Consider the following 22,727-nt stretch of genomic DNA (forward strand, 5'->3'; position numbering starts at 1 on the left):
CCTACAACTTCATGATCAGCGCGGTGGCCAGCAGATTGACGGTGGCCAGCGGCAACAACCATTTCCAGTTGATGTTCAGCAGTTGGTCGAACCGAACGCGGGGGAAGGTCCAGCGTGCCCAGACCATGAGCGACAGCAGCGCGTAGGTCTTGATGAGCATCCACCACCATCCCTCGATGCCGGGGAAGGGGCCGTTGAACCCGCCCAGGAACAGGACGGAACAGACGGAACACATGACCACCATGTAGCCGTATTCGGCCATGAAGAAGAGGCCGAAGCCCATGGACGAGTACTCGGTATGAAAACCGGCGGTCAGTTCGGACTCGGCCTCGGCCAGGTCAAACGGAGCGCGGTTGGTTTCACCGAACATGGCGATAATGAAGATGATGAAGGCCAGGGGTTGTTTCCAGATGAACCAGTTGCCGATGTGGCCGCCCTGCTGGACGGTGATGTCCAGCAGACTCAGGCTGCCGGTCATGAAGGACACGGTCAGCACGGTCAGAAGCAGCGGGATCTCGTAGGCCACGGTCTGGGACACGGCACGGGCCGCGCCGAGGACGCCCCATTTGTTGTTGGAGGCCCAGCCCGCCAGGATCACGGCCAGTCCGTTGAAACTGGAGAAGGCCAGGATCAAGAGCAGGGCCAGGTTGACGTCCATGCCGATCAGCACCGGGCCGTACGGAATGGGCAGGAAGAGCAGCAGCACCGGCAGCATGGACAGAAGGGGCGCGAGCCAATAAAGGACGGCGTCCGCGTTGTCCGGAGTCAGGAGCTGTTTGCCCATGAGTTTCAAACCGTCGATAAGCGGCTGGAGCACACCGTGGGGGCCGACCTCGAAGGGACCGGGACGACGCTGGATATGGCCCGCGAACTTACGTTCGCAGTAGACCCACACCAGGGCGTTGAGCCCCAGCCAGATCATGGCGGCAACCGCTGCAATGATCAACGGTATCAGATTACTTAAGAATGCATTCATTGATTCCCCCCTACCGGTCGATTTCAGGAATAATCAGGTCCAAGCTGCCCAGGATGGCCACAGCATCGGCCAGAAGCGTGCCGGTGGCAGCCTCGGCGAACGCGCTCAGGTTGGAGAAACCCGGTGCGCGCAGCTTGATCCGGTACGGGACCTTGCCGCCGTCGGAAACCACGTAGACGCCGATCTTCCCGCGGCCCCCTTCCACATTGAAGTAGGCCTCGCCCGTCGGCGGTTTCATCGCCGGTTTGGGAGCCTTGTCCACGATGTGACCGCCCTCGGCGGACGGCAGTTGCTCCAACGCCTGCTCGATGATGCGCATACTCTGTTCCATCTCGGCGAGACGGACCTTGTAGCGGCCCATCGAACAGCAGGTATCCTGCGTCGGAATCTCGAAATCGAAACGATCGTAGATCGAGTAGGGCTCGTCCTTGCGCACGTCGTAGGGGACGCCGGCGCCACGAAGCACGGGACCCGTGCAGCCATAGCGGCGGCACATGTCCTGATCGATGATGCCGATATCCTCGACTCGACGCCGGAGGATGATGTTTTCGGTGACGAGATCATGATACATGGGCAATCTCGCTCGGAAGTGCGGGATGAACGTTTTCATCAGTTCTATGCACTTGTCGTCGAAATCCATCTGCAGGCCGCCGACGCGGAAATTACTGTAGGTCAGCCTGGAGGCCGACGGCCTCTGCAGGATGTCCAGGATCATTTCGCGATCGTCGAAGGCGTACATGATGGGCGTGAACGCCCCAAGGTCGAGGATGTAGGCGCCCCACCACAACAAGTGGGAGGTCAGGCGGTTGAACTCGGTCATGATGACCCGCAGATACTCCGCCCTTTCCGGCACCTCGATGCCCATCAGTTTTTCGACAGCGCCCACGTAGGCCCAGTTCCAGGCCATGGCGTGACCGTAGTCGACGCGGCCCATGTTGGGGATGAATCCTCCCCAGGTCTGGGTCTCGCCCATTTTTTCATGCATTCGGTGCAGGTAGCCCAGCACGGGCTCGGCGCGAACGATGTATTCACCGTCAACCTCGATCACGATCCGCAAAACGCCGTGCGTGGACGGGTGTTGCGGACCCATGTTGATAATCAAGGTACCGTCCTGCTTCCCGGCCTCGAACTTCTGGGTGTAGAAATCACCCTTCATCTGTTCTAAATTTTGGTAAGCCGACATACACTCTCAGTCCGGTTTTTAATACCGACCGGTCGCCCCGGCCTACGCATCGGAGGCCTCCTCGGCCTCCGCTTCCGCAAACAACGCTTCAACTTCCGCAGAGCAACTCACGACTTCACCCAGCGCAAGCACGTCCTTGATGGACTTGCGCGCCTTGTCGGTCTTGCACAGCGGGCAAAGGTCCTTGTCCTCCACCGCCAGAAGCAGCGGCACAAGATTCGGGTTGCCCTCGAAGACCACACCATGAAAGTCGCGGGTTTCGCGTTCATGCCACTCAGCCCCGTCAAAAACGGAGGTGATGGACGGAACCACGGGATTGTCCTTACTCACGAGCACGCGGAGGACGATCCGTTCGTTTATGGTCCATCTGTTGAAGTGGTACTGCACGAGGAACCCCTCCTCGAAGTCCATGGCGAATATATCCTCAAGGGAATATTCGGCCTCGCACAGCTTCCTCGCTGCCTTAACGATCTGGCCCGGAGCCAGAAAGACCGACCACACATGGCCCGTGACGGCCGGGTCCTGTTTGGCGACGCACTGGGTCGCCACCCCTTCCAAAGCCTGCAACATGGCTAGCCCTCCACCTTGGCGGCGACAGGCCACCAACGTTTGCCGGTGATCAGTCGCTGCAGCTCGAAAAACCCTTCGAGAAGGCCTTCGGGCCTGGGCGGACAGCCCGGCACGTAGACATCCACGGGAATGAGCGTGTCCACGCCCTGGATCACGTTGTAATTGTCCTTGATCTTGAAGGGCCCGCCGGAGATGGCGCAGTTGCCCATGGCGATGACCCACTTGGGACCGGGCATCTGCTCATAGAGCCGAACCACGGACGGTGCCATCTTCTTGGTCACGGTGCCGGCCACGATCATCACGTCGGACTGGCGCGGCGAGGGCCTGAAGACCTCCGCCCCGAACCGGGCCATGTCGAACCGGGCCATGCCGGTGGCCATCATCTCGATGGCGCAGCAGGCCAGGCCGAAGGTCATGGGCCACAGCGACATGGAGCGGCAGACGTCGAAGATGTCCTGAGCCAGTTTCATGTTGACGATGGGCGGGTCCATATGATGACCGCCGGTCGTCAGCATATCCTGTTGCACTACTGAATCCTGCGCGGCCATGTGAACACCCCTTTCGCCCAAAAGTAAATGACGGAAAGAATAAGGAAGAACAGGAAGATGAAGACCTTTACGAAGGGAACCCAGCCTTCGGCGTCAGCATACGCCGCCGAGACCGGGAAGAGGTAAAGGACGTCAACGTCGAAGGCCAGGAAGATCAGGGCGTATACATAATACGATACGCCCCACCGGGCCCACGAACTGCCGTAGGGAATCATGCCGCACTCGTACGGCATACCGATATCCCCTCCCCTCGCTTTGGGGGCGAGCAGTCCTGCCAGGATCAACGGCCCGATGGCAAAGAGCAGGCCAGCGAGCAAAAACAAAACGATTGCAAAATGCAGCCAGTCGAAAATCATACCCCATCCTTTGGCAGTAAAATTGCGGGAATCCTGAAACAAAAATTTTCAAGAATTATCGAGTTCCATGCCCCGAAAAAAGGGCTAAGTCAAGCACCTTGCGCTTTTTTTCGTTTAGAACCCACCGTCTAAGTATGTAATTTTCCTCACTCTGCTACGGCACTCGCCGAACCGCCATCCGGCACGCCATTTCACCCCCGGCAAGGCGCGGAATTCAGCCTTCGGATGACAAAAAAGGGCGCTTCGACAATGCGAAACGCCCCGAAAAAACCACTTGAAAAAAGGGTCTTCTATTTTGATGAATCATATTCGGCGAACGTGCCGTAATCCGTACTTCTCTTTTTCTTGGCCCCATACATGGCCGCGTCGGCGCGGCTGATGAGGGTCACGGTATCCTTGCCGTCGTCCGGATAGAAACTGATGCCAATGGTCGCCCCGATGGTCAGCGTCCGGCCGTCGATCTCGTAAGGCCGCCGGACCACGTCGAGGAGGCTGCGGGTAAAACTCAAAACCCCCTCCTGGTCCGTTACGCCGGACAGAAGGATGCCGAACTCGTCTCCCCCCAACCTCGCCAGGGTGTCGGACTCCCGGGTGCGCCCCTGCAACCGCTCGGCGACCTTACGCAGAAGATCGTCGCCGGTCTGGTGCCCATAGGTGTCGTTGACGCTCTTGAAGGCGTCGAGGTCGACGAAAAGCACGGCGGCCATGGTTCCATACCGCTTGGCCACGGCCAACGTATGCTCCAGCCGGTCGAAAAAGCGATGCCGGTTGGATACGCCGGTCAGGCTGTCGCGGCTCGCCAACCGCTTGAGCTCAAGCTCGACCTTCTTGCGTTCGGTAACGTCCTCCAGGACACCTTCGACGAACTCGCCGTTGGCCGTCCGGACCAACCTTGAAGACTCCGAGCACCACACGACCTTCCCGTCACGCCTTTGCAGGCGGAACTCGAAGCCGCTCACGGCCCCTTTCCGTTCAAGAAGCTCCCGATAGACGCTCCGCTCGCCCTCGTCCGCCATGAAGAGGTCTCTGAAGCCGGGCCTACCGATCACCTCCTCCATGCGCTCGTACCCCAGGATACGCAGCATTGCAGGATTGACCTCCAGAAACTCGCCGTTCGAATCGCTCTGAAAAATCCCCTCGATGGCCCGCTCGAAGATGGAGCGGTACTTTTCCTCGGCCACGATCAACGCGGCTTCGGTCTTGCGCCGTTGCTCCACCTCACGCTCAAGCAGCACCTTCCTGCGATGCATTTCCAGGAACGCCTTGACCTTGCTGAGAAGGATATCCCCGTCCACGGGCCGGAGAAGGTAGTCCACGGCCCCGGTCTCGTAGCCCTGGCGCACGTTCTCGTCGTCCTGAAAGATGGCGGTGATAAAGATGATGGGCACATGGCGACTGCGCTCGTGCTCCTTGATTCTGGCCGCCGTCTCGTACCCGTTCATGCCGGGCATCTGGATGTCGAGGAGGATCAGCGCGAAATCATCGTTCCGGGCCAACTCCACGGCTTCCGCTCCGTCGGCCGCCGGGACCACCCGGCAATCCACGTCGCGCAGCATATGCCCGAGCAGAGCCAGGTTGGTCGGCGAGTCGTCGACGGTGAGAATCTTCTGCTCCAGGTCACTCATATTCCCCTCCCTAGGCGCTTTGCCCTCCAGGCACGGGGACCTTTACAAGCCGCACGCCGCCCTCGATCGGCTCTCCCTTGAGAACGAAATCGAAGCGGTCGAGGTCCATGCAAAGATCGAAATCCTCTTCCGGGCAGTCCTCTCTGTCGTCATCGAAGAACTTCGCGGCAGTATCCACGTCTCGGAGGAATTTCTTCAACGTCTTGAAGCTGTTGGGATATTCCTCAATTTCGTTCTTGATGTACATGGCGCACATCATGTCCTCTTGGGCGCGCATGGTCCCGCCGGTGCCCATGGCCACCAGAGTGACGACCTCGGGCTGCTTGGCGCGAACGTAGTCCACCACGGCCTTGGCGTTGACAAAGGAGCCCATGAGAATCTCGTCCGCCTCGGTGCAGACCATGAGCCCCCGGGTGCCCGCGTTGGTCACATGCAGCAGGGTCTTGCCCCGAATGTCCGCTTTCTCGATGAGCGCGGGAGAGTTGAGGTAGTCGAACTCGCTGGTCGGAACGTCCACCAGCTCGCCGATGACCTTGCCGCCGCGCTCGGCGGCCATGGCCCGCGCCCTGTCCAGGCTGTCGGTGACAATGTATTCGGCCGCCCCGCCGGCGACCAGGAAGCAGCCCAGGGTGGTGGAACGAAAGACGTCCACGATTATGACCAGCCCCTTGGCGCGCTGCGCGCCGGACAAACATTCAACAACATTCACGATCATCGAACAATCCTGTCTAATTTTCGCCGGACCGCCACGCTCCGAAAAAACCTCATCAACCAGTTGAATCAAAAGCGGAACATGGAAATCCGAAATTTATTTACCATTTCTCTTAAACCTTCCGCCCCCGAACAGTAAAGGGCTTTCCTCCCGGTTGACGGACCGCCGAATATCATGCAAACGGGCGGCATGATGAAAAATCGCGTACTCGTCACCGGCGGCTCGGGGTTTCTCGGCTCGCACCTGTGCGAACGGCTCCTGGACATGGGCCGCGAGGTTATCTGCGTGGACAATTTCTTTACGGGAAGCAAAAGCAATATCCTGCATCTGCTGGACAATCCCTATTTCGAGATTGTCCGGCACGACGTGACCTTCCCGCTGTACGTCGAGGTGGATGAAATCTACAATCTGGCCTGTCCGGCCTCGCCCATTCATTACCAGCACGACCCGGTGCAAACCACCAAAACCTCGGTCCACGGGGCCATAAACATGCTCGGACTGGCCAAGCGGCTCAAGGCCAAGATCTTCCAGGCCTCCACCTCCGAAGTCTACGGCGACCCCGAAGTCCATCCACAGGCCGAAAGCTACTGGGGAAACGTCAACCCCATCGGCCTGCGCTCCTGCTACGACGAAGGCAAACGGTGTGCGGAGACCCTGTTCTTCGACTACCACCGCCAGCACGCCCTGCGCATCAAGGTTTGCCGCATTTTCAACACCTATGGCCCGCACATGGCCATGGACGACGGACGGGTGGTCTCCAACTTCGTCATCCAGGCACTCAAGGGCAAGGATATCACGGTTTACGGCGACGGAGAGCAAACCCGCAGCTTCTGCTACGTCACCGACATGGTGGACGGCATGATCCGGTTCATGGAGAACACGGCCGACGAATTCATCGGCCCCATGAACCTGGGCAATCCCAACGAATTCACCATCCGCGAATTGGCGGAAGCGGTCATTGACCTGACCGGCTCCAAATCGAGGATCGTACACAAGGCTCTGCCCTCCGACGACCCCATGCAGCGCAGGCCGGACATAACCCTGGCCCGGGATACGCTGGGCTGGAAGCCGACCGTGGACCTGAGGACCGGGCTTTCCCGGACCATCAAATACTTCGAGGACAGGCTCAATTCCCTCTAATCCCGGATTGCAAAGGCATACGATGAAGGCCGCTTCGCGGCTGTTCCGAATGATTTCGATTCCGGCGGGCAAGGACTCGCGCCCCTGCGTCCCGTTTCCGCGCCTGCGGCGCAAGGCTGTTCAGCGGGACGCAAAATAGCTGTAATTTGGCAGGCTCAACGCAAAACGGCCGGGGGATGTCCTTCCCCCGGCCGTTTTGCGTTGAGCCGAACCGGCTATTTTTCGGCGAGCTTCGCCTCTATCATCCTCACGTAGGGTTCCAGGCCCGAGGACAGGTCCTCCGGCCAATGGAAGGGGCCGGGCTTCGGCTCTTCAGCCACGCGGGCTACCACGTCCGCCATGGCCCGCTCATCGGCCGGATCGGGAAAGACCCATCGTTTCGGAAGGAAGTACGCGCTGCCGTTCATCGCGCTCGACACGGACCGGCAGCCGCAAGCCAGGGCTTCGAGTACGGCGTTCGAACAGGCGTCGTAGAAGGACGCCAGGATGAACACGTCGGCCGCGCGGTAAAAAGCGGGCATGTCGTCCACCTTGCCCAAAAACCGCACCCTGTCGGCCACCCCGAGCTCCCGGGCCTCCCGCTCATACTTGCCGGGGTTGCGCCCGCCTGCCACGTGCAAGACGAAATTCTCGGGCAACAGGGCCAGCATCCCCACGAGATGCCGCACCCCCTTGAGGGCGAAATTGGTCGCCGCCGTGGCCACGACCACCTGATCCTCGCGAATGCCCGCCGTGGCCCGAAGCCGCAGTCTCTCCTGTTCGCCGACGGGCGAAAACCGCGCCAGGTCAGGACGGTTGTAGATCACGTCGATTTCTTCCCTGCGCAGAAAAGGATGGGCCTCGATCAACCAGTCGCGGACCAAATGGGAAACGCAGACGATGCGCGGAGTCCGCTTCATGCGAAGGCGGTCGATGACGAAGACGGCCCAGTTGCCGGGGGAGAGCCTCCGGCGAAACATCTTGAAGGAGCGGGCGAATCCCTCGGGCCACGCCCGCCTGGAGAGTTCCCAGAACTTGGAAATCGGACCGCCGCCGATGCGCAGGATATCCTGGTTCAGGGTCTTGCCCATGCCGAAAACCAGGTCGTACCCGCCGCGCCGACACGCCCTGTCCGCCGCAAAGGCGAACCACAGGACCTTGACCAGCCTGAAAGCCCCGAACCTGCCCAGCACCACGGGATTCACCTCGTCCGGCGGCTCGGTCTCGCAACGGGCGCAAATGAAATCCACCTCATGACCACGCGCGGTCAAAGCCTCGCTCAAACGCCAGGCAAAGGACTCGGCCCCGCCGTACCGGCTCAGCCGGGGCATGGTCACCGCCAGCCGACCTTGTTTCACAGCTTTATCCATGCATCCGACTCTCAGTCGTTTCTCCGTGTTCGGCAACCCAAAGGTTGCCCGCCGGGCCAAAGACGGCTATGCATTCCAAAATTTGAGAGGAACACCATGTTTTTCGCCACCCCCGCCTGGGACCTGCAACTTTTTCTGCTCATCAACCAGCACTGGAATTCCGGTCTGCTGGATTTCATAATGCCGCTCTTTTCGTCCATGGCAGTGCTCATGGTCCTTCTCGCCGCCGCCCTGATCGCGGCCGTAATCAAGGGCGGGAAAAAACAGCTTATACTCTTCATTGTCCTGCTGGCGGGCATGGGGGTCTCCGATTTCACCACCAAGCTGGCCAAAGACCAGATTTTCCGGCTCCGTCCACTCAACGTCGTGGCCGGAACCCGCTTCGTGGAAGACGGCAGATGGCAAGCGCGGCCGGACAATTTCGTCCGCACCAAGGAACGCGGCACGTCCTATCCGTCGGCCCACTGCGCCAACACCATGACCCTCGCCATCCTCGCCCTGCTCCTGTGGCCGAGCCTCAAGGGATGGCCGCTTCTCGTGTCGCTCCTGTCAGGCTATTCCCGCATCTATCTGGGCAAGCATTTTCCCACGGACGTCCTGGCCGGATGGCTATGGGGCGTGGTCATCGCCGGAGCGGTCTGGCTCCTATGGAAGGAACTTTCGCGCCGATACCCGGCTCTGCGCCCGGACTAATCCTCCATATCCTCCGGGACGCCCGCCTGCCGACGATAACGCCGGTAGACGCGAATGCCCAGCCACCCGGAAACCACAAAAAGCACGATACTCATGCCCACGGACAAAGCCACGCCCGTGGCGGATTCCCGGTTCATGCCCGCGCCGAAAAGAGCGAAGATGAAATTCTGCGGGATATAGCCCAGCGTCGAGCCGAGCACGAACGGCATGAGCGGGATGGAACTGACCCCGGCGGCCAAATTGGTAATCAGATTGGAGCCCAGGGGAAACAGCCGGATGGCCAGGGCCGTGTTGAACGGTTCATGCTGGAGAAAACGGTTGATCTTGTGTACGCGCGGACCGAGCTTCCGCTCCACCAGATCCCGCCCGCCCATGCGGGCGTAGAGGGCGGCCGCGGCGCAACCCAGACCCGCGCCCAGGGTGGACAGCAACGTGCCCCCAATGGCTCCGAAGGCGAATCCGCCAAGGAAACCGACAAGCTGGCGGGGAAGCCCAACTGCCGTAAAGGCAGTGCCCACGGCCAGAAAGATGACAACCGACAGCGGACCGCTCCCGAGCACGTGGTCATTGAACCACTTGGTGTCGGAAAGCATGTCGCCCAAACCCACGGCCCTGGAGATGTACACGGCACCGCCAAGAGCGGCGAGCATAATGAGCCCTTTGGCCAGGGATTTGTAATTCAGGTTGGATTCTCGTTTATCCGAGGTCATTTCGCTCCCGCTGTATGCGGTAGTAGAGAATCAGCAGACAGACCTGGCCCAGGAAGAACAGCGGATCGCGCTGGAACCACCCATAAGCCAGACCGGCCAAACCGGAGACCGCCAGGGCCGCCCGCGCCGGACGCGACAGGGAATATACCTTTTTGCCGCGCATTCGTAAAACCAAGATTCGTACGAAAAAAAGTCCCTGGACGACCGTAGCCAGGAACAGCAGCCACCAGTATTCGGGCAGGCTCATGCCTATTTTTTCTCTTTGACGGTATAGCCGATGTGCCGCTTGATAAGCCACTTGACGCCGATGAGATCGTAGATACCGGCCATGGCCCGATCCAGGGTGCCGTACTTGGACACGCCCGCCCCGCGCTCCCGGTGGTTGACCTTGACCTCACGGATACGCGCGCCTTCCATCTTCATCAGGATAGGGAAATAGCGGTGCATGTTCTTGAACCGGGGGAGTCTGCGCAGCAGGTCCGTGCGCATGACCTTGAGGGAGCAGCCGGTATCGTGCACACCGTCGTCCACGATGGAATCGCGAATCTTGTTGGCGATCCTGGACGAGATACGCTTGATGAAGGTGTCCCTGCGCTTGGCGCGCCAGCCGATGACCATCTCGCAGTCACGGCCGAATGCGGCAAGCATGTCCGGGATGTCGGCGGGATCATTTTGCAAATCCGCATCCATGGTGACCACGATATCAGACTCGACCGCGTCGAACCCGGCGCAAAAGGCCGCGGACTGACCACGGTTCTCGGCAAAGGCGACATAGCGCACTTCGGGATGCCTCTCGGCCAGATCCCGGATAATGGAAAGGCTCCGGTCCGTGCTGCAGTCGTCCACAAACACGGCCTCCCAGGGGCGGCCCGTAGATTCGGCCGCAGCCCTGATCTCGGCGAACAGGGTCTGCAGGTTGTCCTGCTCGTTGAAAACGGGCAGAACCACGGAAAATTTTTCTGCGTTGCTCATAGGGGTGATTCTCTACGGAATTCGGCAGCGGTTGTAAACTTCTAGCTTGCCCTTCCCCGGCCGGACAGCGGCCGCCCCGGTTCCAAAAACTTTTTTGGAATTTTCTAGATTTTGTTGTTGACAATTTTCCGCGCCCAACCTAGAAACTCCTTCTCACGTGACGCGGGGTGGAGCAGTACGGTAGCTCGTCGGGCTCATAACCCGAAGGTCGTAGGTTCAAATCCTGCCCCCGCTACCAAGGAAATCAAGCGGTTGCATCAGATTCGATGCAACCGCTTTTTCTTTGCCCTCTCTTTTGCCCGGTGGTGGAAATCATTTTTGTTAACGGCGGGAAAAACGACCTGCACCAATGGCCGCCATCCCCCTGCCATCGCCCGCCGTACCCGGCGGATTCGGAGTTCGACGTGGAAAGTACGAAAGCGTTTGAAGAGAAGCTTGGTCGCATTTTTGAGGCGACGGGCGTTAAGAAAGATACTGAGCTGGCGAAGGTTCTTGGCATCAAGGCTCCGTCCGTTGCCGGAGCAAGAAAAAGAGAACAAATTCCATCCGGTTGGATAGAAAAGGTCGCAAGCGAATTCGATGTAAGTGCTGATTGGCTTTTTTTCGGAGTCGGCCAAATGAGACGGGATGGAGGAATCCCTGCTGTCAAAGAGATCTGGACGAACTCACTTGCAGCTAAGTACCTGATCGACAATGCCCACAAGCTTTCTGTGGTGATTGAGATTCAATTCATGAACGAAGTCATTGACAATGGGATCAATCACTTATTGAAATTCAAAAATGGAGCCGTGCAGCTTGTTCGTTCGGAGCTGAGTTTGGACAAAGAGCCTAGGCAGCATGAAATTGAATTGATTCGTAAGAGCTTTCAAGAAGTTAATGTTCAGACGATTAGCTCTCGGATGACTATCTCCGAGTTGGATGGTCTAGCTAGATTTAGCCCTTGGTATGGAGTGGTGAAGACATATGAGGATATCGTTTCTGCTTCTTCGCCTTCTCCAAAATCGGACGCCCCTCCAGATGCTTCTCCCAGCTCTCAACTGCTAGCAGCTATGTTGGACGATGAGAGAAAGTTAAATAAAGAACTCTCAGCCGAGAATAGGCAGCTATTGAAAGAAAACGGCGACATTAGAGTAGAAGTCACTGAATTAAGGGTGCGACTTGATATTGCGGAAATGAGAGCTCGTGCAGCACCAGATAAGATGTCCGACGAAGACTTCCAGGAAACCGCGTAACAGGAAAGGTATTACTTTTTAGAAGGATACAACCAGCTGAGTTGTATGAATAATCATGCCTAAAAGTATCACGTTCTCGAAATCTCAGCAATCTCAACTACAGGATAGATGAAAAAATGCAAACATTGCTTGGATTGTTAGTTTTTATAGTGTTTCTGGCCCTTATCCTTGGCTTGATCAAACCGAAGCTGGTCAAAATGGCATCACGAGGAAAAGTTGCCGTAGTCTTAGGCGCGACTCTCGTCGTATTGATCACAGCTTTAGGTGCGACAGCCCCTGACGAACCAAGCTCGTACTCGGCACCCACGAACGTAGAGCAAACAGAAAAACCGCTCGCCAAAGGCACCGGCCACGAGTGGAACAAAGCCACGGACGACAAGAGAATGACTGCGTGTGTGGATTTTGTGGCTGTGTTGCATAACAGAATCGACAAGCCATTAGCCACAGAGCTTAAGCAGTGTCTTGATGAGACGTTTGCTGGCGATGTCCAAAATGTTGGAGTGGCTGAAGCCGCTGCTATGTGTATGTCTCTTATGGGTGAATTGCCTAAATAGCCCAAAGCCGCTTTGCTCCGAAATCGAAGCAAACTAATTGTGTTTTTTGGAGATGAAATTTCAAAATTAGTTTTTAGCTATTTATTGCTCCCGAATCCGAGCATACGCTAATTTCAAGCCACGGAAGTGTGGTAAAGCTAGCTTTCTCATTTTGAATGTAAAAAGAGGCCATTTTTCTGGAAAATTCTCATTTCAGAAAAACGGCCTCTTTTAGCGACCTGGTCAACCAGACCAGATAAGTCGGAATGTCACGAAAGCACCGGAATACCTAGATCGTTCCGAATGCGTACCGCGAAAGTCCCGCGTTCGTCCTACGTCCCCCAGGCACTCCCTGCCTTTCTCATATTGGCTGGCCCCCTATAGCGGAATTCATCAGTTCCCGATCTGTCGAAGCCGTTTCATCAGCCCCCCGCTCCAACATAACGTATTTTTGCTGTTGACAATTCCCGCCGACCAACTTAGATACACCTTCTCACATGACGCGGGGTGGAGCAGTACGGTAGCTCGTCGGGCTCATAACCCGAAGGTCGTAGGTTCAAATCCTGCCCCCGCTACCAAGAAATCAAGCGGTTGCATCAAGTTCGATGCAACCGCTTTTTCTTTTGCCCTCCCACTCCCAACCAAAATCCGCATTCTTCCTACCCTTCCCACTTCTTCCGAAGTCAGGCGCAATACACCCGTTGATCTCCGAATGGCGAATTGACGCTCCCTCTCTGTTCAGGCATGTATAAAAATGGGGATGCAGACTTTCCTGCCGCATCCCACAGACAGGCCCCGTCGACAGCCTCTCTCTTCAACTTCACCGCCAACAACGCGCCGAATCGAGGTTGATGCCATGAAGACACTCTTGAAATTTTCCCCGGTAATCGTTGCCGCCGTTCTGGCCGCCCTGCCCACTCCGGAAGGACTGAGTCCGCAGGCGTGGTATTTTCTCGCCATCTTCGCGGGCGTCGTGGTCGGACTCATTATCGAGCCCGTCCCGGCCGCCCTGGTGGGCCTTTCGGGCGTCGCCCTGACAGCGGTTCTCGGACTCGTCGGCCCCACCCCCGCGGTCAACCGCAGTTGGGCCTTGTCCGGCTTCTCCAACGGCGTCATCTGGCTCATCTTTTCGGCCTTCATGTTCGCTCTCGGTTATCAGAAAACGGGGCTGGGCAGACGGATCAGTTTACACCTCATCCGCCGCCTCGGACGGTCCACCCTGGGCCTTGGCTACGCCATCGCCTTCTCGGACGCCGTCCTGGCTCCGTTCATGCCGTCCAATACGGCGCGCAGCGCGGGCACTATCTACCCCATCGCCAGCAACATCCCGCCCATGTTCGACTCGACCCCGGAAAACCAGCCGCGCAGAATGGGCGCATACCTAACCTGGGTCGGCATCAGCTCCACCTGCGTAACCAGCTCCATGTTCCTGACCGCTCTTGCTCCCAACCTGCTGGCCGTGGACATGATCCAGAAAAGCGCGGGGGTGGCCATTTTGTGGGGAGATTGGGCCAAGGTCATGATCCCGGCCATGCTGCCGCTGTTCATCCTTACCCCATGGCTGGGCTATGTGATCTATCCCCCGACATTGAAGCACTCTCCGGAAGCCCCGGCCTGGGCCGCCGAGGAACTGCGCAAGATGGGTCGCATCAGCGTCAAGGAACTGATGATGCTCAGCTACGCCCTTCTGGCCCTGATCTTCTGGGTATTCGGCAAGCAACTGCATGTGGATTCCACAGTGGCCGCCATATTCGTCTTAGCCCTCATGGTTCTCACCGGCATCATATCCTGGGAGGATGTCATCACCAACAAGGGCGCATGGAATGTCCTGACATGGTTCGCCACCCTGGTCGCCATGGCCGCCGGGCTCAAGCAGACCGGCGTGCTCGCCTGGGTGGGCGAAATGATCTCCGCCAACCTGACGGGCATGGCTCCCGCAACGGTGGTGGTCCTGCTCGTCGTTCTCTTCTTCGTACTCCACTACTTCTTCGCCAGCACCACGGCGCACACCACGGCTCTGCTCCCGCTGTTCATGGCCACGGCCGCTCCGCTGGTGCCACCCGAGATGCTGCCAAAGATAGCCCTCATGCTGGCCGGTTCCCTGGGCCTCATGGGCATCATAACCCCCTACGCTACCGGGCCGTCGCCCATCTGGTACGGTGCTGGCTACATCAGCCAGGCCCGCTGGTGGGCTTTGGGCGGCATATTCGGTCTTTTCTACCTGCTGTCGATGATCGCGGTGACGGCAATTTATCTCTAACCACCTATTATAACGAATAAAAATAACTTACAACGTCAATAAAAGGCCAAACGGACCAACCGCATGGTGGCCCGACAAAAAAACCCGGCCAAAAGACCGGGTCAACTCGCGTGACGGGGAAACAATCTACAGGGTGTGGTGGAAATCCACCAAGTGCTGCAATGCGTCGTCCATGGGATCAAAAATATCGGATAGAGTAACCGCATACAGGCTGACCGTGGCCCCATGAGGCTCCGCGCCGAGCAACGACGGCAGATACCCCGGCTCATCGACAAGATTGGACGAGAGGTCGGGGCTGCCGTCGGAAAATAGTTCATTGTAGGTCAGAATGTCGCCCTCGTGGCCGCCGAGTATGGAGATCGCATCCGAAGTCGAATCGTCTTCCGCGTCCGGAATCAGGCCGCCCCTGGAATCGATTTGGTCCAGGACCTCGATGCTCTGCGGCTCGTCCTCATCGGGCCCGGCGGCGGTCTCCACGTCCGATGCGCCATCGGAGAAGGCGAACAGGTAGATGCTGCCGGGCACCACTTCTCCGCCGTGCAGCTCGAAATCGGGCAAGGTTTCTTCCCGGGCCATAATCAGGTAATCCTTGAAAATGACCACTCCGCCGTTCTCGCCGGTCAGAACAAGGTCGTTGCCGTCACTGGAAAAAACGACCTCGGAAACATAGAAGCCGAATACGACCGGCACATCGGAACGAAGCGTGAACTCGGCCACCTTGCCGGGCTCGGGGAGCTCCACCAGCATCGGGTTATATAGGGGGGCCGATTCCGCCATGAGAGCCTCCTAGGATAAAAGGGGCACCTCCGAAAAGATACCGTGTTTGAACGCCTGCGCCACGATAAACAGCTATCGTCAACACGGGCCGCGCTTCAAACACCCAACCTGTCGAGGTTCATGACCGCCCGCCTTGGACACGCAAATGGCGTTGTCCAGCGGTAAAAACCGTTGCGCCAGGTCGACACGAGGCCCGGTTTATCGAATACTGGATTCTCACCATAGACTATTATACCACTTTACATCCGACGGCAACCCCGGGACGTTTTCTCGGTACCTCGGCTCGACGTGGGCCGGATAAAAAACACAACGGCTGCGAACGCCCTCCCGCGCAAGAGGACTCGTCTTCATGGACGAGTTGCCGGGGAATCTTCATGACGGGGCTTGCAACCCCGCCTTTTTTATGTCCATTATCCACGCATCATGATTGCATTCAACGACAACGCCATAGGCGCGCTGGAATTTACCGTCACCTGGGAATTGGACGGCGAACGCCATGAGGAATGGTTCCTGGGCCGCAAAGCCAACCCGGTGAACGACATCTTTCCTCGCGACATGCGTGACGCCCTGGAAGGCAAGAGGGCCGGTGAATCCGTACGGTTCTCCTATAACCCGCGCCTGTGCATCCCGCGCCGCCGAGGGAGCCTGGTCCTGACCTTGAACCGCGACCGATTACGCCGCAAGACGGTCTCGGGCGAGCCGATCCTCCCGCGCGTGGGACGCTTTTATCCCCAGGGCCACATCGATGGCCTCCTGGACATCTACCCGGACACCCTGACCCCGTTCAGGCTGACCGCTCTCGACGACGACACCTTCACCGCCGACCGCAATCACCCGCTGGCCGACGTCCCAGTGACCATCGAAGCCAAAATCCAATATCTGGAGCCGCGCGAGACCGGTGCATACGGCTCACTGACCCATTGGCGCGAAACCGTCTGCGACTGGGGACCCGGAATGCAGGCCATGCTCGACGGCGAGCCGCCGGACTTTTTCCACCCCGCATTCTTCGACCGCGAGAGGGACCTCGACGAGAATTGCCGCATCCCCCAACCGGACGGCGCGGCCCTGCGCAACTACCAAACCGTGCTCGACAGGTTCATCGCCCCCGGTATGCGGGTCATGGACCTTTCCCCGGACTCCGAACGACCCTCGGGCAAATACGACGCCGCAGTATGCCTCTGTGCGCTTGAGTACATGGACCGTCCGGTGGATATCCTGCGTTATATCGACCACTTCCTCCAACCCGGCGCGCCCGTGATCCTGGCCTCCACCGACGCCTTCGACCCGGCCTGCGCCATCCGGGGCTGGCGTGAGCTGCACCCTTTCGAGCGCATGGGCCTCGCCCTCGAATACCTGCGCATGGCTGGTTTCACCCACGAGCCCGGCACCATCTCCATCCGCAACGACTGGCGCGACCGGGACGATCCCCGGTTCCTCGAAACCAAGGGCGTGAGCGACCCGCTGTTCATCGCCTACGCGCGCAAACCCGAATAGGGAAAGCCCGAAAACGGAACAAAAAAACTCCCGGAGGACAATTCCCCCGGGAGTTTTATATGTTGCCGTTACTCAACAATTAATCGTCGAGCTGGATATCCTTGCCTTCGAGAACGCGGTTCATGTTGCGAACGGCGCACATCTTGCCGCACATGGTGCAGGAATCCTTGTGCTCCGGCTCGGAGGACTTGCGGTATTCGACGGGCCGGACCGGGTCCATGGCCAGGTCGAACTGGGCATCCCAATCCAGGGCGGCGCGGGCCTTGGCCATGTTGTTGTCCCAATCCACTGCGCCGGGGTAGCCCTTGGCGATGTCGGCGGCATGGGCGGCGATGCGGGTCGCGACGATGCCTTCCTTCATGTCTTCAAGGGTGGGCAGACGCAGGTGCTCGGCCGGAGTGACGTAGCAGAGGAAATCCGCGCCAGCCGCGCCCGCGATAGCTCCGCCGATGGCGGAAGTGATGTGATCGTAGCCGGGAGCGACATCGGTGACCAGGGGGCCGAGGACGTAGAACGGGGCGTTGTGGCACAGCCGCTTTTCCATCATCATGTTGCCGGCAATCTCGTTCATGGCCATGTGGCCCGGGCCTTCGATCATGACCTGGACGTTGCGCTCCCAGGCACGCTTGGTCAGCTCGCCCAGAGTGATGAGCTCCTCCACCTGACAGGCGTCGGTCGCGTCGTACAGGCAGCCGGGACGGCAGCCGTCGCCAAGGCTCAGGGTGACGTCGTGCTGCTCGCAAATATCCAGAAGACGATCAAAGTGCTCGTAGAACGGGTTCTCGGCGTTGTTGATCTCCATCCAGGTAAACAGGAGGGAACCGCCGCGCGAGACGATGTTGGTCAGCCGCTTGGCGGTCTTGACCTTTTCCGCGGTGTGCTTGTTCAGACCAGCGTGGATGGTCAGAAAGTCAACGCCGTCCTCGACGTGCCGCTCGACCACCTTGAAAAACTCGTCCACGGTGATGTCCTGGAGGTTCTTGTCATAGAAACCCACGGCGTCATAGATGGGCACGGTGCCGATCATGGCCGGAGATATCTCGACCAGCCTTTTGCGAAATTCCTGGGTCTTGCCGTAGCAGGACAGGTCCATGATGGCCTCGGCCTTCATGTCCAGGGCGGCGCGGACCTTTTCCAGCTCGGGCTCGACGTCGCAGCAGTCCTTGGAGATGCCGAGGTTGACGTTGATCTTGATCCGCATCCCCTCGCCCACGGCTTCGGCGTCGAGGTTCTTGTGATTCTTGTTGGCGGGGATGATGACCGATCCCTTGGCCATCCGCGCCATAAGATCCTCGATGCGGACGTTCTCCTTACGGGCCACGGTCTCCATTTGGGGGGTGACGATGCCCTTCCGGGCGGCGTCCATCTGGGTAGTGTAAGACATGGTTACTCCTTCGCCGCTTCGATCTTGCTTCGGAGGGCGGTTATTTTCGCTTGGATATCCTTTTCACCGACGATCTCGGTGACCAATGCCACGCACCGTGCGCCGCGCCGGACAACCTCGCCGATGTTGTGTTCCTTGATGCCGCCGATGGCCACAAAGGGAATGTCGTGGTTGGCGACCACGTGGTCGAGATATTCGAATCCCACGGGATCTACCACGTCGTCCTTGGTGTAAGTGCGGAATACCGGGCCCACGCCGATGTAATCCGCACCGCGCCGGACCGCGTCGAGGGCCTGCTCGGGGCTGTGGGTGGACAGCCCGATGGCCATGTCCTCGCCGACAAGCCTGCGCACTTCCTCCACGGGAAGGTCCTCCTGGCCGACGTGAACGCCGTCCGCGCCCACCAGGATGGCGATGTCGATGTCGTCGTTGACGATGAAGGCGGCCCCGGCCTCACGGGTCATCTCACGAATGATGCGGCACTCTTCGAGCTTTGCGCCCGCCTTCTTTTCCTTTTCACGATACTGGACGAGCTTGATGCCCGCGCCGAGCATCTCCCGGACAACCTCCACATTGGAGCGGCCCAGAGAGAACTTCTCGGCTGTCAGACAGTATATGTCCGTATCCAGTATATTTTTCCTCGTAAAAGCCGTCATGCTTTCTCCTTATTCGTCGGAAAGACCCAAAAAATGCGTAAGGACAACGTCCGCCTGTTTGGCGGCGGCGATGCCCACTCTGGGCGACAGAGGCGGCGTGTCCTCGGAGCATTCGGTCTCGCCGTCGCCGACAACGTAGAAATTGCCGCGCACCTTGCGAGTGACTATGGCGTCGCCGTTTCCGCAGCCGCCTATCCCGGAGGCGGAGACCAACAGTCTGCCCATGGGCAGCAGAGCCTCCACCAACAGCTTCTTGGCCTCGACCCGGTCAAAAGCCTCGACCACGGCGTCGCAATCGCCGAACAACCGCTTCATATCGGCCGCGCCGACCCGCTCAACGCACACGTCGAGATTGAGGTCGGGGTTCACGGCGCGCATATTGACAGCCAGGGCTTCGGCCTTGAACAGCCCCACCTGGTCACAAAGAAACGCCTGCCGATTCAGGTTGGAGAACTCCACGCGATCGAAGTCCACTAGGACGAAGCGGGTGAAGCCGCTGCGCGCCAAGTGCATGGCGCAGTTGGAGCCGAGCCCGCCGCAACCGGCGATGCCGATCTTCACGGACCGCAGCCGGGCGAGGGTTTTCTCGCCCAGGTACCGCGCAAAGCCCTGCTCCACCTTGTTCATGCGCCCTCTCCCGCAGTTTCGAAGATGGGTTCCCAATCCTTGAAGATCGGCTGGTAGCCCTTGTCGCGCAGGGCGGCGCAGACCTCGTCCACGCTGCGTCCGTCGCTGATGTCGAACTGGCCGGTGTTCTCCTCGTCCATGGTCTCGTCGGCATGACCACCAACGGCCGTGGACACGCCCGCCGACATGCGGGTCACGCCCAGCGGCAGGATGTTTTCACGGAACCGGGCGTCCTCGCGGGTGGAGATGGTGATGCCCACCCGAGGCATGAACAGGCGCAGAGCCATGAGGAACTGAACCATGTCGTGATCGGATACGATGGAAGCCGGTTCCCAGTCGCCCACGTGCGGCCGCATACGCGGCAGGGATACGGCGATGTCCGTCTCCGGGTACCGATGCATGAGGTAGGCCGCGTGCAGGCCGGTCAGGAGCGCGTCGCGCCGCCAGTCGCCCAGCCCGAGCAACGCGCCGATGTTGACCACGCGCATCCCAGCCTTGCAGGCCCGCTCCGGGGCGTCCAGACGGAACCGAAAGTCCCGCTTGGGCCCTTTGGGATGCAGCACGGCATAAAGCGCCTCATCGTAGGTTTCCTGGAACATGGTCATACCGTCCACGCCCGAGGTCACCAGCCGTCCGTACTCCTCCTCGGTCATAGCGAAGACCTCGATGGAAACGGACGGGAAGTGCTTGGTCAAGACCCTGGTACACGCCTCAAGATAATCCACCCCGGTCTTGGCCGGGGCGTCGCCGGTGAGGATGAGCAGGTTCTTGAGGCCGGTGGCGGCGATGGCCTTTCCTTCAACGTCCACCTCCTCCAGGCTGAGCATGGAGCGGTGGATCGTGTTGTTGCAATTGAAGCCGCAGTAGACGCAATGATTGGTGCAGAAATTGGCGAGATAAAGCGGCGTGAACAGGCTGATGGTCCGCCCGAAATGCTGCACGGTCAACCGGCTGGCCTTCTGCGCCATCTCTTCAAGCAGACCGGAAGCGGCAGGGCTCATGAAGGCCATGAAGTCCTCCACCGTGGTTGTGGTCCGATGCAGAGCCCGGAGCACGTCCTCCTCGGTGAAATCGTTGAAGCGCGCGTCGGGCAATCCCTCGGCGTACGCCTGGATCAGCGGGTAGAAGCTCATGCCTCTGCCCCCCCGAGGAAGCCGGTCAGCGGCGAAGAGGCCGAAGCCAGCACCCTTTTCGCGCCGGGGCCGGAAAGGAACGCCTCGCGCCCGGCACTGACCGCCCGGCCAAAGGCGCGGGCCATCATGACCGGATCCACGGCCGTGGCGATGGCCGTGTTGACCAGAACCGCGTCCGCGCCCATCTCCATGGCTTCGCAGGCTTCGGACGGACGGCCGATGCCGGCGTCCACCACGATGGGCAGATCGATCTCTTCAATAAGTATGCGGACCATCTCGCGGGTCTTCAGGCCCCGATTGGTACCGATGGGCGCGCCGAGCGGCATGACCGCGGCCGCGCCCGCGTCAACCAGCGCCTTGGCTACGTAGAGGTCGGCATTGACGTAGGGCAACACCACGAATCCTTCCTTGGCGAGGATTTCAGTGGCCTTTACGGTCTCGTAACCGTCGGGCAGCAGATAGCGGTTGTCCGAGATGACCTCGATCTTGATCCAGTCGCCGCACCCCATGGCGCGGGCCAGCCTGGCGATGCGCACGGCCTCGTCGGCGGTGCGGGCGCCCGACGTGTTGGGCAGCAACTGCATGTGCTTGGGAATGAAATCCATGACGTTGCCGGTGGTGGATTCGAGATCCACCCGGCGCAGGGCCACGGTGATGACCTCGGAACCCGAGGCCTCGCAGACATCCGAGATGACGCTGTCGTCGCCGTATTTCCCGGTGCCGGTGAACAGGCGGCTGGAAAAGGTCCGGCCGCCGATGGTGAGAATATCCTTGCTCATGTTTTCTCCTAACCTCCGCCCACGAAGCGGAGGACCTCCAGATGGTCGCCGTCCTCCAGGCGCACATCGTCGAACTGCTCGCCGGGGACGATATCCCCGTTGCGCTCGACGACCACGGCCCGGGGCGCGATCTCTTTTGATTCAAGCAAGGCGAGAATGGTCAGGGGCTCGTCCAGCTCCGACGCCTTGCCGTTTATGGTGACGATCATAACAGTCTCCTTGCAGGCGCGTTGACATAAAAAAACGCCTGCCCCCGATGTGGGCAAGCGCGGCATGATGACGAGAATCCATCCTGTGGCAGCTTCCCTCCGTCGGTATTGTCCGAATCAGGTTCAAAGGGTCAGATCATTTCGATCCATCTCAGCCACAAGGGCCCCCCTAGCTGCCGGAGACCCTATGCGCTTTTACCGCACCTGTAAAGTTATTCATGGAGACTAAAGTCATCCGCCGCACCCGCCGATAAGGATTCCGTGCCATATCAACAAAACGGGGGATGCCGTTCATGTTTTCCACACTGTTTCAGGCGACCGGCTTCAAGCGTGCTTTCGACCTGTTCGAGGCGGGCCGGTTCGATGAAGGCAAGGCGCTGTTAAAGAGCCTGCAAGACGAATTCCTTGCGGTCTGCGACGAAAACGAAGCCTTGAAACGTCAGTTGTCCGAGGTGGCGGAAGTCCTTGATCTCGCGGAAAAAGTCCGGTTCGACGGCCAGAAGTATTGGCTGGAGGAGGACGGCGAACGCAAGGGACCGTTCTGCCAGGTCTGCTACGACCGCGACGGACTGCTCGTCCATCTGCACAAGCATGAAAACCACTGGGAGTGCCAGAGCTGCCAAGGCCTGTACATGCTCCCCCGCGAGGCCGACGCTGCCAACGGCAAGAAGCCGCGCATACGCACAACCATGGAAAAGACCGTGCCCCTGTTCATGGAACGGGAAATGGGCTAACCGGCCCCGGGCACGAAAAAGCCCCCGCGCGGCGTACCGCGCGGGGGCTTTTCTTATGCGGCCCCATGTCAAGGA

25 protein-coding genes, 2 tRNA genes and 1 riboswitch are annotated in these 22,727 nt (G+C 59.3%); of the genes, 9 read left to right on the top strand and 18 right to left on the bottom strand.

Annotated features, from left to right (window positions below; translation table 11 throughout):
- Position 1 precedes the first annotated feature (1 nt).
- The 7 genes from nuoH to LF599_RS11435 all read right to left on the bottom strand — a co-directional run bounded on the left by nuoH (position 2) and on the right by LF599_RS11435 (position 5,973).
- Entirely contained in the window at positions 2-976 is a 975-nt protein-coding gene (nuoH, locus tag LF599_RS11405) for an NADH-quinone oxidoreductase subunit NuoH (protein ID WP_279520842.1), read from the bottom strand.
- 10 nt (positions 977-986) lie between these two features.
- A complete protein-coding gene (locus LF599_RS11410; RefSeq protein ID WP_279520843.1) occupies positions 987-2,159 on the bottom strand; it encodes an NADH-quinone oxidoreductase subunit D in 1,173 nt (390 codons plus the stop codon).
- 42 nt (positions 2,160-2,201) lie between these two features.
- Positions 2,202-2,729, bottom strand: coding sequence for an NADH-quinone oxidoreductase subunit C (locus LF599_RS11415; RefSeq protein ID WP_269942340.1), 528 nt, complete (start codon positions 2,727-2,729; stop codon positions 2,202-2,204).
- 2 nt (positions 2,730-2,731) lie between these two features.
- A complete protein-coding gene (locus tag LF599_RS11420; RefSeq protein ID WP_269942339.1) occupies positions 2,732-3,277 on the bottom strand; it encodes an NADH-quinone oxidoreductase subunit B in 546 nt (181 codons plus the stop codon).
- On the bottom strand, positions 3,256-3,633 hold the full coding sequence (locus LF599_RS11425; RefSeq protein ID WP_279520844.1) for an NADH-quinone oxidoreductase subunit A: 378 nt from the start codon (positions 3,631-3,633) through the stop codon (positions 3,256-3,258). Before LF599_RS11425 ends, LF599_RS11420 begins: the two co-directional genes overlap by 22 nt.
- 290 nt (positions 3,634-3,923) lie before the next feature.
- Positions 3,924-5,258: a GGDEF domain-containing response regulator gene (locus tag LF599_RS11430; protein ID WP_279520845.1), complete on the bottom strand. Its 1,335-nt coding sequence runs from the start codon at positions 5,256-5,258 to the stop codon at positions 3,924-3,926.
- Between the two features lie 10 nt (positions 5,259-5,268).
- Positions 5,269-5,973, bottom strand: coding sequence for a 2-phosphosulfolactate phosphatase (locus LF599_RS11435; protein WP_279520846.1), 705 nt, complete (start codon positions 5,971-5,973; stop codon positions 5,269-5,271).
- A gap of 186 nt (positions 5,974-6,159) precedes the next feature.
- On the opposite strand from LF599_RS11435, the gene LF599_RS11440 reads away from it, so the two are divergent.
- Positions 6,160-7,110, top strand: a complete 951-nt coding sequence (locus tag LF599_RS11440; protein WP_269942625.1) for a UDP-glucuronic acid decarboxylase family protein — start codon at positions 6,160-6,162, stop codon at positions 7,108-7,110.
- A 215-nt stretch (positions 7,111-7,325) separates the two neighbouring features.
- On the opposite strand, the gene LF599_RS11445 is transcribed toward LF599_RS11440, so the two are convergent.
- Entirely contained in the window at positions 7,326-8,459 is a 1,134-nt protein-coding gene (locus tag LF599_RS11445; protein WP_279520847.1) for a glycosyltransferase family 4 protein, read from the bottom strand.
- A 96-nt stretch (positions 8,460-8,555) separates the two neighbouring features.
- Between LF599_RS11445 and LF599_RS11450 the strand changes: the two genes are divergently transcribed.
- The gene (locus tag LF599_RS11450) at positions 8,556-9,152 is read left to right on the top strand and encodes a phosphatase PAP2 family protein (RefSeq protein ID WP_279520848.1); all 597 of its coding nucleotides are present in this window, start codon (positions 8,556-8,558) and stop codon (positions 9,150-9,152) included.
- Here the strand turns inward: LF599_RS11450 and LF599_RS11455 are convergent.
- From LF599_RS11455 to LF599_RS11465, 3 genes are read right to left on the bottom strand one after another with little or no spacing between them, the layout of a single operon-like run.
- Positions 9,149-9,862 carry a TVP38/TMEM64 family protein gene (locus LF599_RS11455; protein ID WP_279520849.1) on the bottom strand — a complete coding sequence of 238 codons (714 nt, stop codon included), beginning with the start codon at positions 9,860-9,862 and terminating at the stop codon, positions 9,149-9,151. The genes LF599_RS11450 and LF599_RS11455 overlap by 4 nt on opposite strands.
- On the bottom strand, positions 9,849-10,109 hold the full coding sequence (locus tag LF599_RS11460) for a lipid A biosynthesis domain-containing protein (RefSeq protein WP_279520850.1): 261 nt from the start codon (positions 10,107-10,109) through the stop codon (positions 9,849-9,851). Before LF599_RS11460 ends, LF599_RS11455 begins: the two co-directional genes overlap by 14 nt.
- A 2-nt stretch (positions 10,110-10,111) precedes the next feature.
- On the bottom strand, positions 10,112-10,834 hold the full coding sequence (locus LF599_RS11465) for a glycosyltransferase family 2 protein (RefSeq protein ID WP_279520851.1): 723 nt from the start codon (positions 10,832-10,834) through the stop codon (positions 10,112-10,114).
- 161 nt (positions 10,835-10,995) lie between these two features.
- Between LF599_RS11465 and LF599_RS11470 the strand changes: the two genes are divergently transcribed.
- The 5 genes from LF599_RS11470 (at position 10,996) to LF599_RS11490 (ending at position 14,859) form a co-directional block, all read left to right on the top strand.
- Positions 10,996-11,072, top strand: a tRNA-Met gene (locus LF599_RS11470).
- A gap of 166 nt (positions 11,073-11,238) precedes the next feature.
- On the top strand, positions 11,239-12,066 hold the full coding sequence (locus LF599_RS11475; protein WP_279520852.1) for a helix-turn-helix domain-containing protein: 828 nt from the start codon (positions 11,239-11,241) through the stop codon (positions 12,064-12,066).
- Between the two features lie 116 nt (positions 12,067-12,182).
- The gene (locus tag LF599_RS11480) at positions 12,183-12,620 is read left to right on the top strand and encodes a hypothetical protein (RefSeq protein WP_269942328.1); all 438 of its coding nucleotides are present in this window, start codon (positions 12,183-12,185) and stop codon (positions 12,618-12,620) included.
- A gap of 480 nt (positions 12,621-13,100) precedes the next feature.
- Positions 13,101-13,177 (top strand) — tRNA-Met (locus LF599_RS11485).
- Positions 13,178-13,455: 278 nt separating this feature from the next.
- The gene (locus LF599_RS11490) at positions 13,456-14,859 is read left to right on the top strand and encodes a DASS family sodium-coupled anion symporter (protein WP_279520853.1); all 1,404 of its coding nucleotides are present in this window, start codon (positions 13,456-13,458) and stop codon (positions 14,857-14,859) included.
- 126 nt (positions 14,860-14,985) lie between these two features.
- Here LF599_RS11490 and LF599_RS11495 read toward each other — a convergent pair whose 3' ends face one another.
- The gene (locus tag LF599_RS11495) at positions 14,986-15,636 is read right to left on the bottom strand and encodes a hypothetical protein (RefSeq protein ID WP_279520854.1); all 651 of its coding nucleotides are present in this window, start codon (positions 15,634-15,636) and stop codon (positions 14,986-14,988) included.
- Between the two features lie 423 nt (positions 15,637-16,059).
- Here LF599_RS11495 and LF599_RS11500 point away from each other — a divergent pair, with 423 nt between their 5' ends.
- On the top strand, positions 16,060-17,130 hold the full coding sequence (locus tag LF599_RS11500) for a peptidylprolyl isomerase (protein ID WP_279520855.1): 1,071 nt from the start codon (positions 16,060-16,062) through the stop codon (positions 17,128-17,130).
- A 79-nt stretch (positions 17,131-17,209) separates the two neighbouring features.
- On the opposite strand, the gene thiC is transcribed toward LF599_RS11500, so the two are convergent.
- Genes thiC through thiS form a run of 6 tightly spaced genes read right to left on the bottom strand, consistent with a single transcriptional unit; the run spans position 17,210 to position 21,918 of the window.
- Positions 17,210-18,514, bottom strand: coding sequence for a phosphomethylpyrimidine synthase ThiC (thiC, locus tag LF599_RS11505; protein WP_279520856.1), 1,305 nt, complete (start codon positions 18,512-18,514; stop codon positions 17,210-17,212).
- A gap of 2 nt (positions 18,515-18,516) precedes the next feature.
- Complete coding sequence (gene thiE, locus LF599_RS11510) at positions 18,517-19,170, bottom strand: thiamine phosphate synthase (RefSeq protein ID WP_279520857.1); 654 nt, start codon at positions 19,168-19,170, stop codon at positions 18,517-18,519.
- 9 nt (positions 19,171-19,179) lie between these two features.
- Positions 19,180-19,797 (bottom strand): sulfur carrier protein ThiS adenylyltransferase ThiF, encoded by a 618-nt coding sequence (gene thiF / locus LF599_RS11515; protein WP_279520858.1) that lies wholly within the window; start codon positions 19,795-19,797, stop codon positions 19,180-19,182.
- Positions 19,794-20,930 (bottom strand): 2-iminoacetate synthase ThiH, encoded by a 1,137-nt coding sequence (gene thiH, locus LF599_RS11520; protein WP_279520859.1) that lies wholly within the window; start codon positions 20,928-20,930, stop codon positions 19,794-19,796. Before thiH ends, thiF begins: the two co-directional genes overlap by 4 nt.
- Entirely contained in the window at positions 20,927-21,709 is a 783-nt protein-coding gene (locus LF599_RS11525; RefSeq protein WP_279520860.1) for a thiazole synthase, read from the bottom strand. Before LF599_RS11525 ends, thiH begins: the two co-directional genes overlap by 4 nt.
- A gap of 8 nt (positions 21,710-21,717) precedes the next feature.
- A complete protein-coding gene (gene thiS / locus LF599_RS11530) occupies positions 21,718-21,918 on the bottom strand; it encodes a sulfur carrier protein ThiS (RefSeq protein WP_279520861.1) in 201 nt (66 codons plus the stop codon).
- A 77-nt stretch (positions 21,919-21,995) separates the two neighbouring features.
- A riboswitch (TPP riboswitch) is annotated at positions 21,996-22,099 on the bottom strand.
- A 112-nt stretch (positions 22,100-22,211) separates the two neighbouring features.
- On the opposite strand from thiS, the gene LF599_RS11535 reads away from it, so the two are divergent.
- On the top strand, positions 22,212-22,652 hold the full coding sequence (locus LF599_RS11535; RefSeq protein ID WP_279520862.1) for a hypothetical protein: 441 nt from the start codon (positions 22,212-22,214) through the stop codon (positions 22,650-22,652).
- Positions 22,653-22,727 lie beyond the last annotated feature (75 nt).

This window comes from Pseudodesulfovibrio thermohalotolerans (genome assembly GCF_021353295.2).
GTDB classification, from domain to species: Bacteria; Desulfobacterota; Desulfovibrionia; order Desulfovibrionales; family Desulfovibrionaceae; genus Pseudodesulfovibrio; species Pseudodesulfovibrio thermohalotolerans.

What these genes read in the sequence shown, in the direction of transcription:
- nuoH (WP_279520842.1), bottom strand. Translation starts at nt 976, where the DNA reads ATGAATGCATTCTTAAGTAATCTGATACCGTTGATCATTGCAGCGGTT.
- LF599_RS11410 (WP_279520843.1), bottom strand. Translation starts at nt 2,159, where the DNA reads ATGTCGGCTTACCAAAATTTAGAACAGATGAAGGGTGATTTCTACACC.
- LF599_RS11415 (WP_269942340.1), bottom strand. Translation starts at nt 2,729, where the DNA reads ATGTTGCAGGCTTTGGAAGGGGTGGCGACCCAGTGCGTCGCCAAACAG.
- LF599_RS11420 (WP_269942339.1), bottom strand. Translation starts at nt 3,277, where the DNA reads ATGGCCGCGCAGGATTCAGTAGTGCAACAGGATATGCTGACGACCGGC.
- LF599_RS11425 (WP_279520844.1), bottom strand. Translation starts at nt 3,633, where the DNA reads ATGATTTTCGACTGGCTGCATTTTGCAATCGTTTTGTTTTTGCTCGCT.
- LF599_RS11430 (WP_279520845.1), bottom strand. Translation starts at nt 5,258, where the DNA reads ATGAGTGACCTGGAGCAGAAGATTCTCACCGTCGACGACTCGCCGACC.
- LF599_RS11435 (WP_279520846.1), bottom strand. Translation starts at nt 5,973, where the DNA reads ATGATCGTGAATGTTGTTGAATGTTTGTCCGGCGCGCAGCGCGCCAAG.
- LF599_RS11440 (WP_269942625.1), top strand. Translation starts at nt 6,160, where the DNA reads ATGATGAAAAATCGCGTACTCGTCACCGGCGGCTCGGGGTTTCTCGGC.
- LF599_RS11445 (WP_279520847.1), bottom strand. Translation starts at nt 8,459, where the DNA reads ATGGATAAAGCTGTGAAACAAGGTCGGCTGGCGGTGACCATGCCCCGG.
- LF599_RS11450 (WP_279520848.1), top strand. Translation starts at nt 8,556, where the DNA reads ATGTTTTTCGCCACCCCCGCCTGGGACCTGCAACTTTTTCTGCTCATC.
- LF599_RS11455 (WP_279520849.1), bottom strand. Translation starts at nt 9,862, where the DNA reads ATGACCTCGGATAAACGAGAATCCAACCTGAATTACAAATCCCTGGCC.
- LF599_RS11460 (WP_279520850.1), bottom strand. Translation starts at nt 10,109, where the DNA reads ATGAGCCTGCCCGAATACTGGTGGCTGCTGTTCCTGGCTACGGTCGTC.
- LF599_RS11465 (WP_279520851.1), bottom strand. Translation starts at nt 10,834, where the DNA reads ATGAGCAACGCAGAAAAATTTTCCGTGGTTCTGCCCGTTTTCAACGAG.
- LF599_RS11480 (WP_269942328.1), top strand. Translation starts at nt 12,183, where the DNA reads ATGCAAACATTGCTTGGATTGTTAGTTTTTATAGTGTTTCTGGCCCTT.
- LF599_RS11490 (WP_279520853.1), top strand. Translation starts at nt 13,456, where the DNA reads ATGAAGACACTCTTGAAATTTTCCCCGGTAATCGTTGCCGCCGTTCTG.
- LF599_RS11495 (WP_279520854.1), bottom strand. Translation starts at nt 15,636, where the DNA reads ATGGCGGAATCGGCCCCCCTATATAACCCGATGCTGGTGGAGCTCCCC.
- LF599_RS11500 (WP_279520855.1), top strand. Translation starts at nt 16,060, where the DNA reads ATGATTGCATTCAACGACAACGCCATAGGCGCGCTGGAATTTACCGTC.
- thiC (WP_279520856.1), bottom strand. Translation starts at nt 18,514, where the DNA reads ATGTCTTACACTACCCAGATGGACGCCGCCCGGAAGGGCATCGTCACC.
- thiE (WP_279520857.1), bottom strand. Translation starts at nt 19,170, where the DNA reads ATGACGGCTTTTACGAGGAAAAATATACTGGATACGGACATATACTGT.
- thiF (WP_279520858.1), bottom strand. Translation starts at nt 19,797, where the DNA reads ATGAACAAGGTGGAGCAGGGCTTTGCGCGGTACCTGGGCGAGAAAACC.
- thiH (WP_279520859.1), bottom strand. Translation starts at nt 20,930, where the DNA reads ATGAGCTTCTACCCGCTGATCCAGGCGTACGCCGAGGGATTGCCCGAC.
- LF599_RS11525 (WP_279520860.1), bottom strand. Translation starts at nt 21,709, where the DNA reads ATGAGCAAGGATATTCTCACCATCGGCGGCCGGACCTTTTCCAGCCGC.
- thiS (WP_279520861.1), bottom strand. Translation starts at nt 21,918, where the DNA reads ATGATCGTCACCATAAACGGCAAGGCGTCGGAGCTGGACGAGCCCCTG.
- LF599_RS11535 (WP_279520862.1), top strand. Translation starts at nt 22,212, where the DNA reads ATGTTTTCCACACTGTTTCAGGCGACCGGCTTCAAGCGTGCTTTCGAC.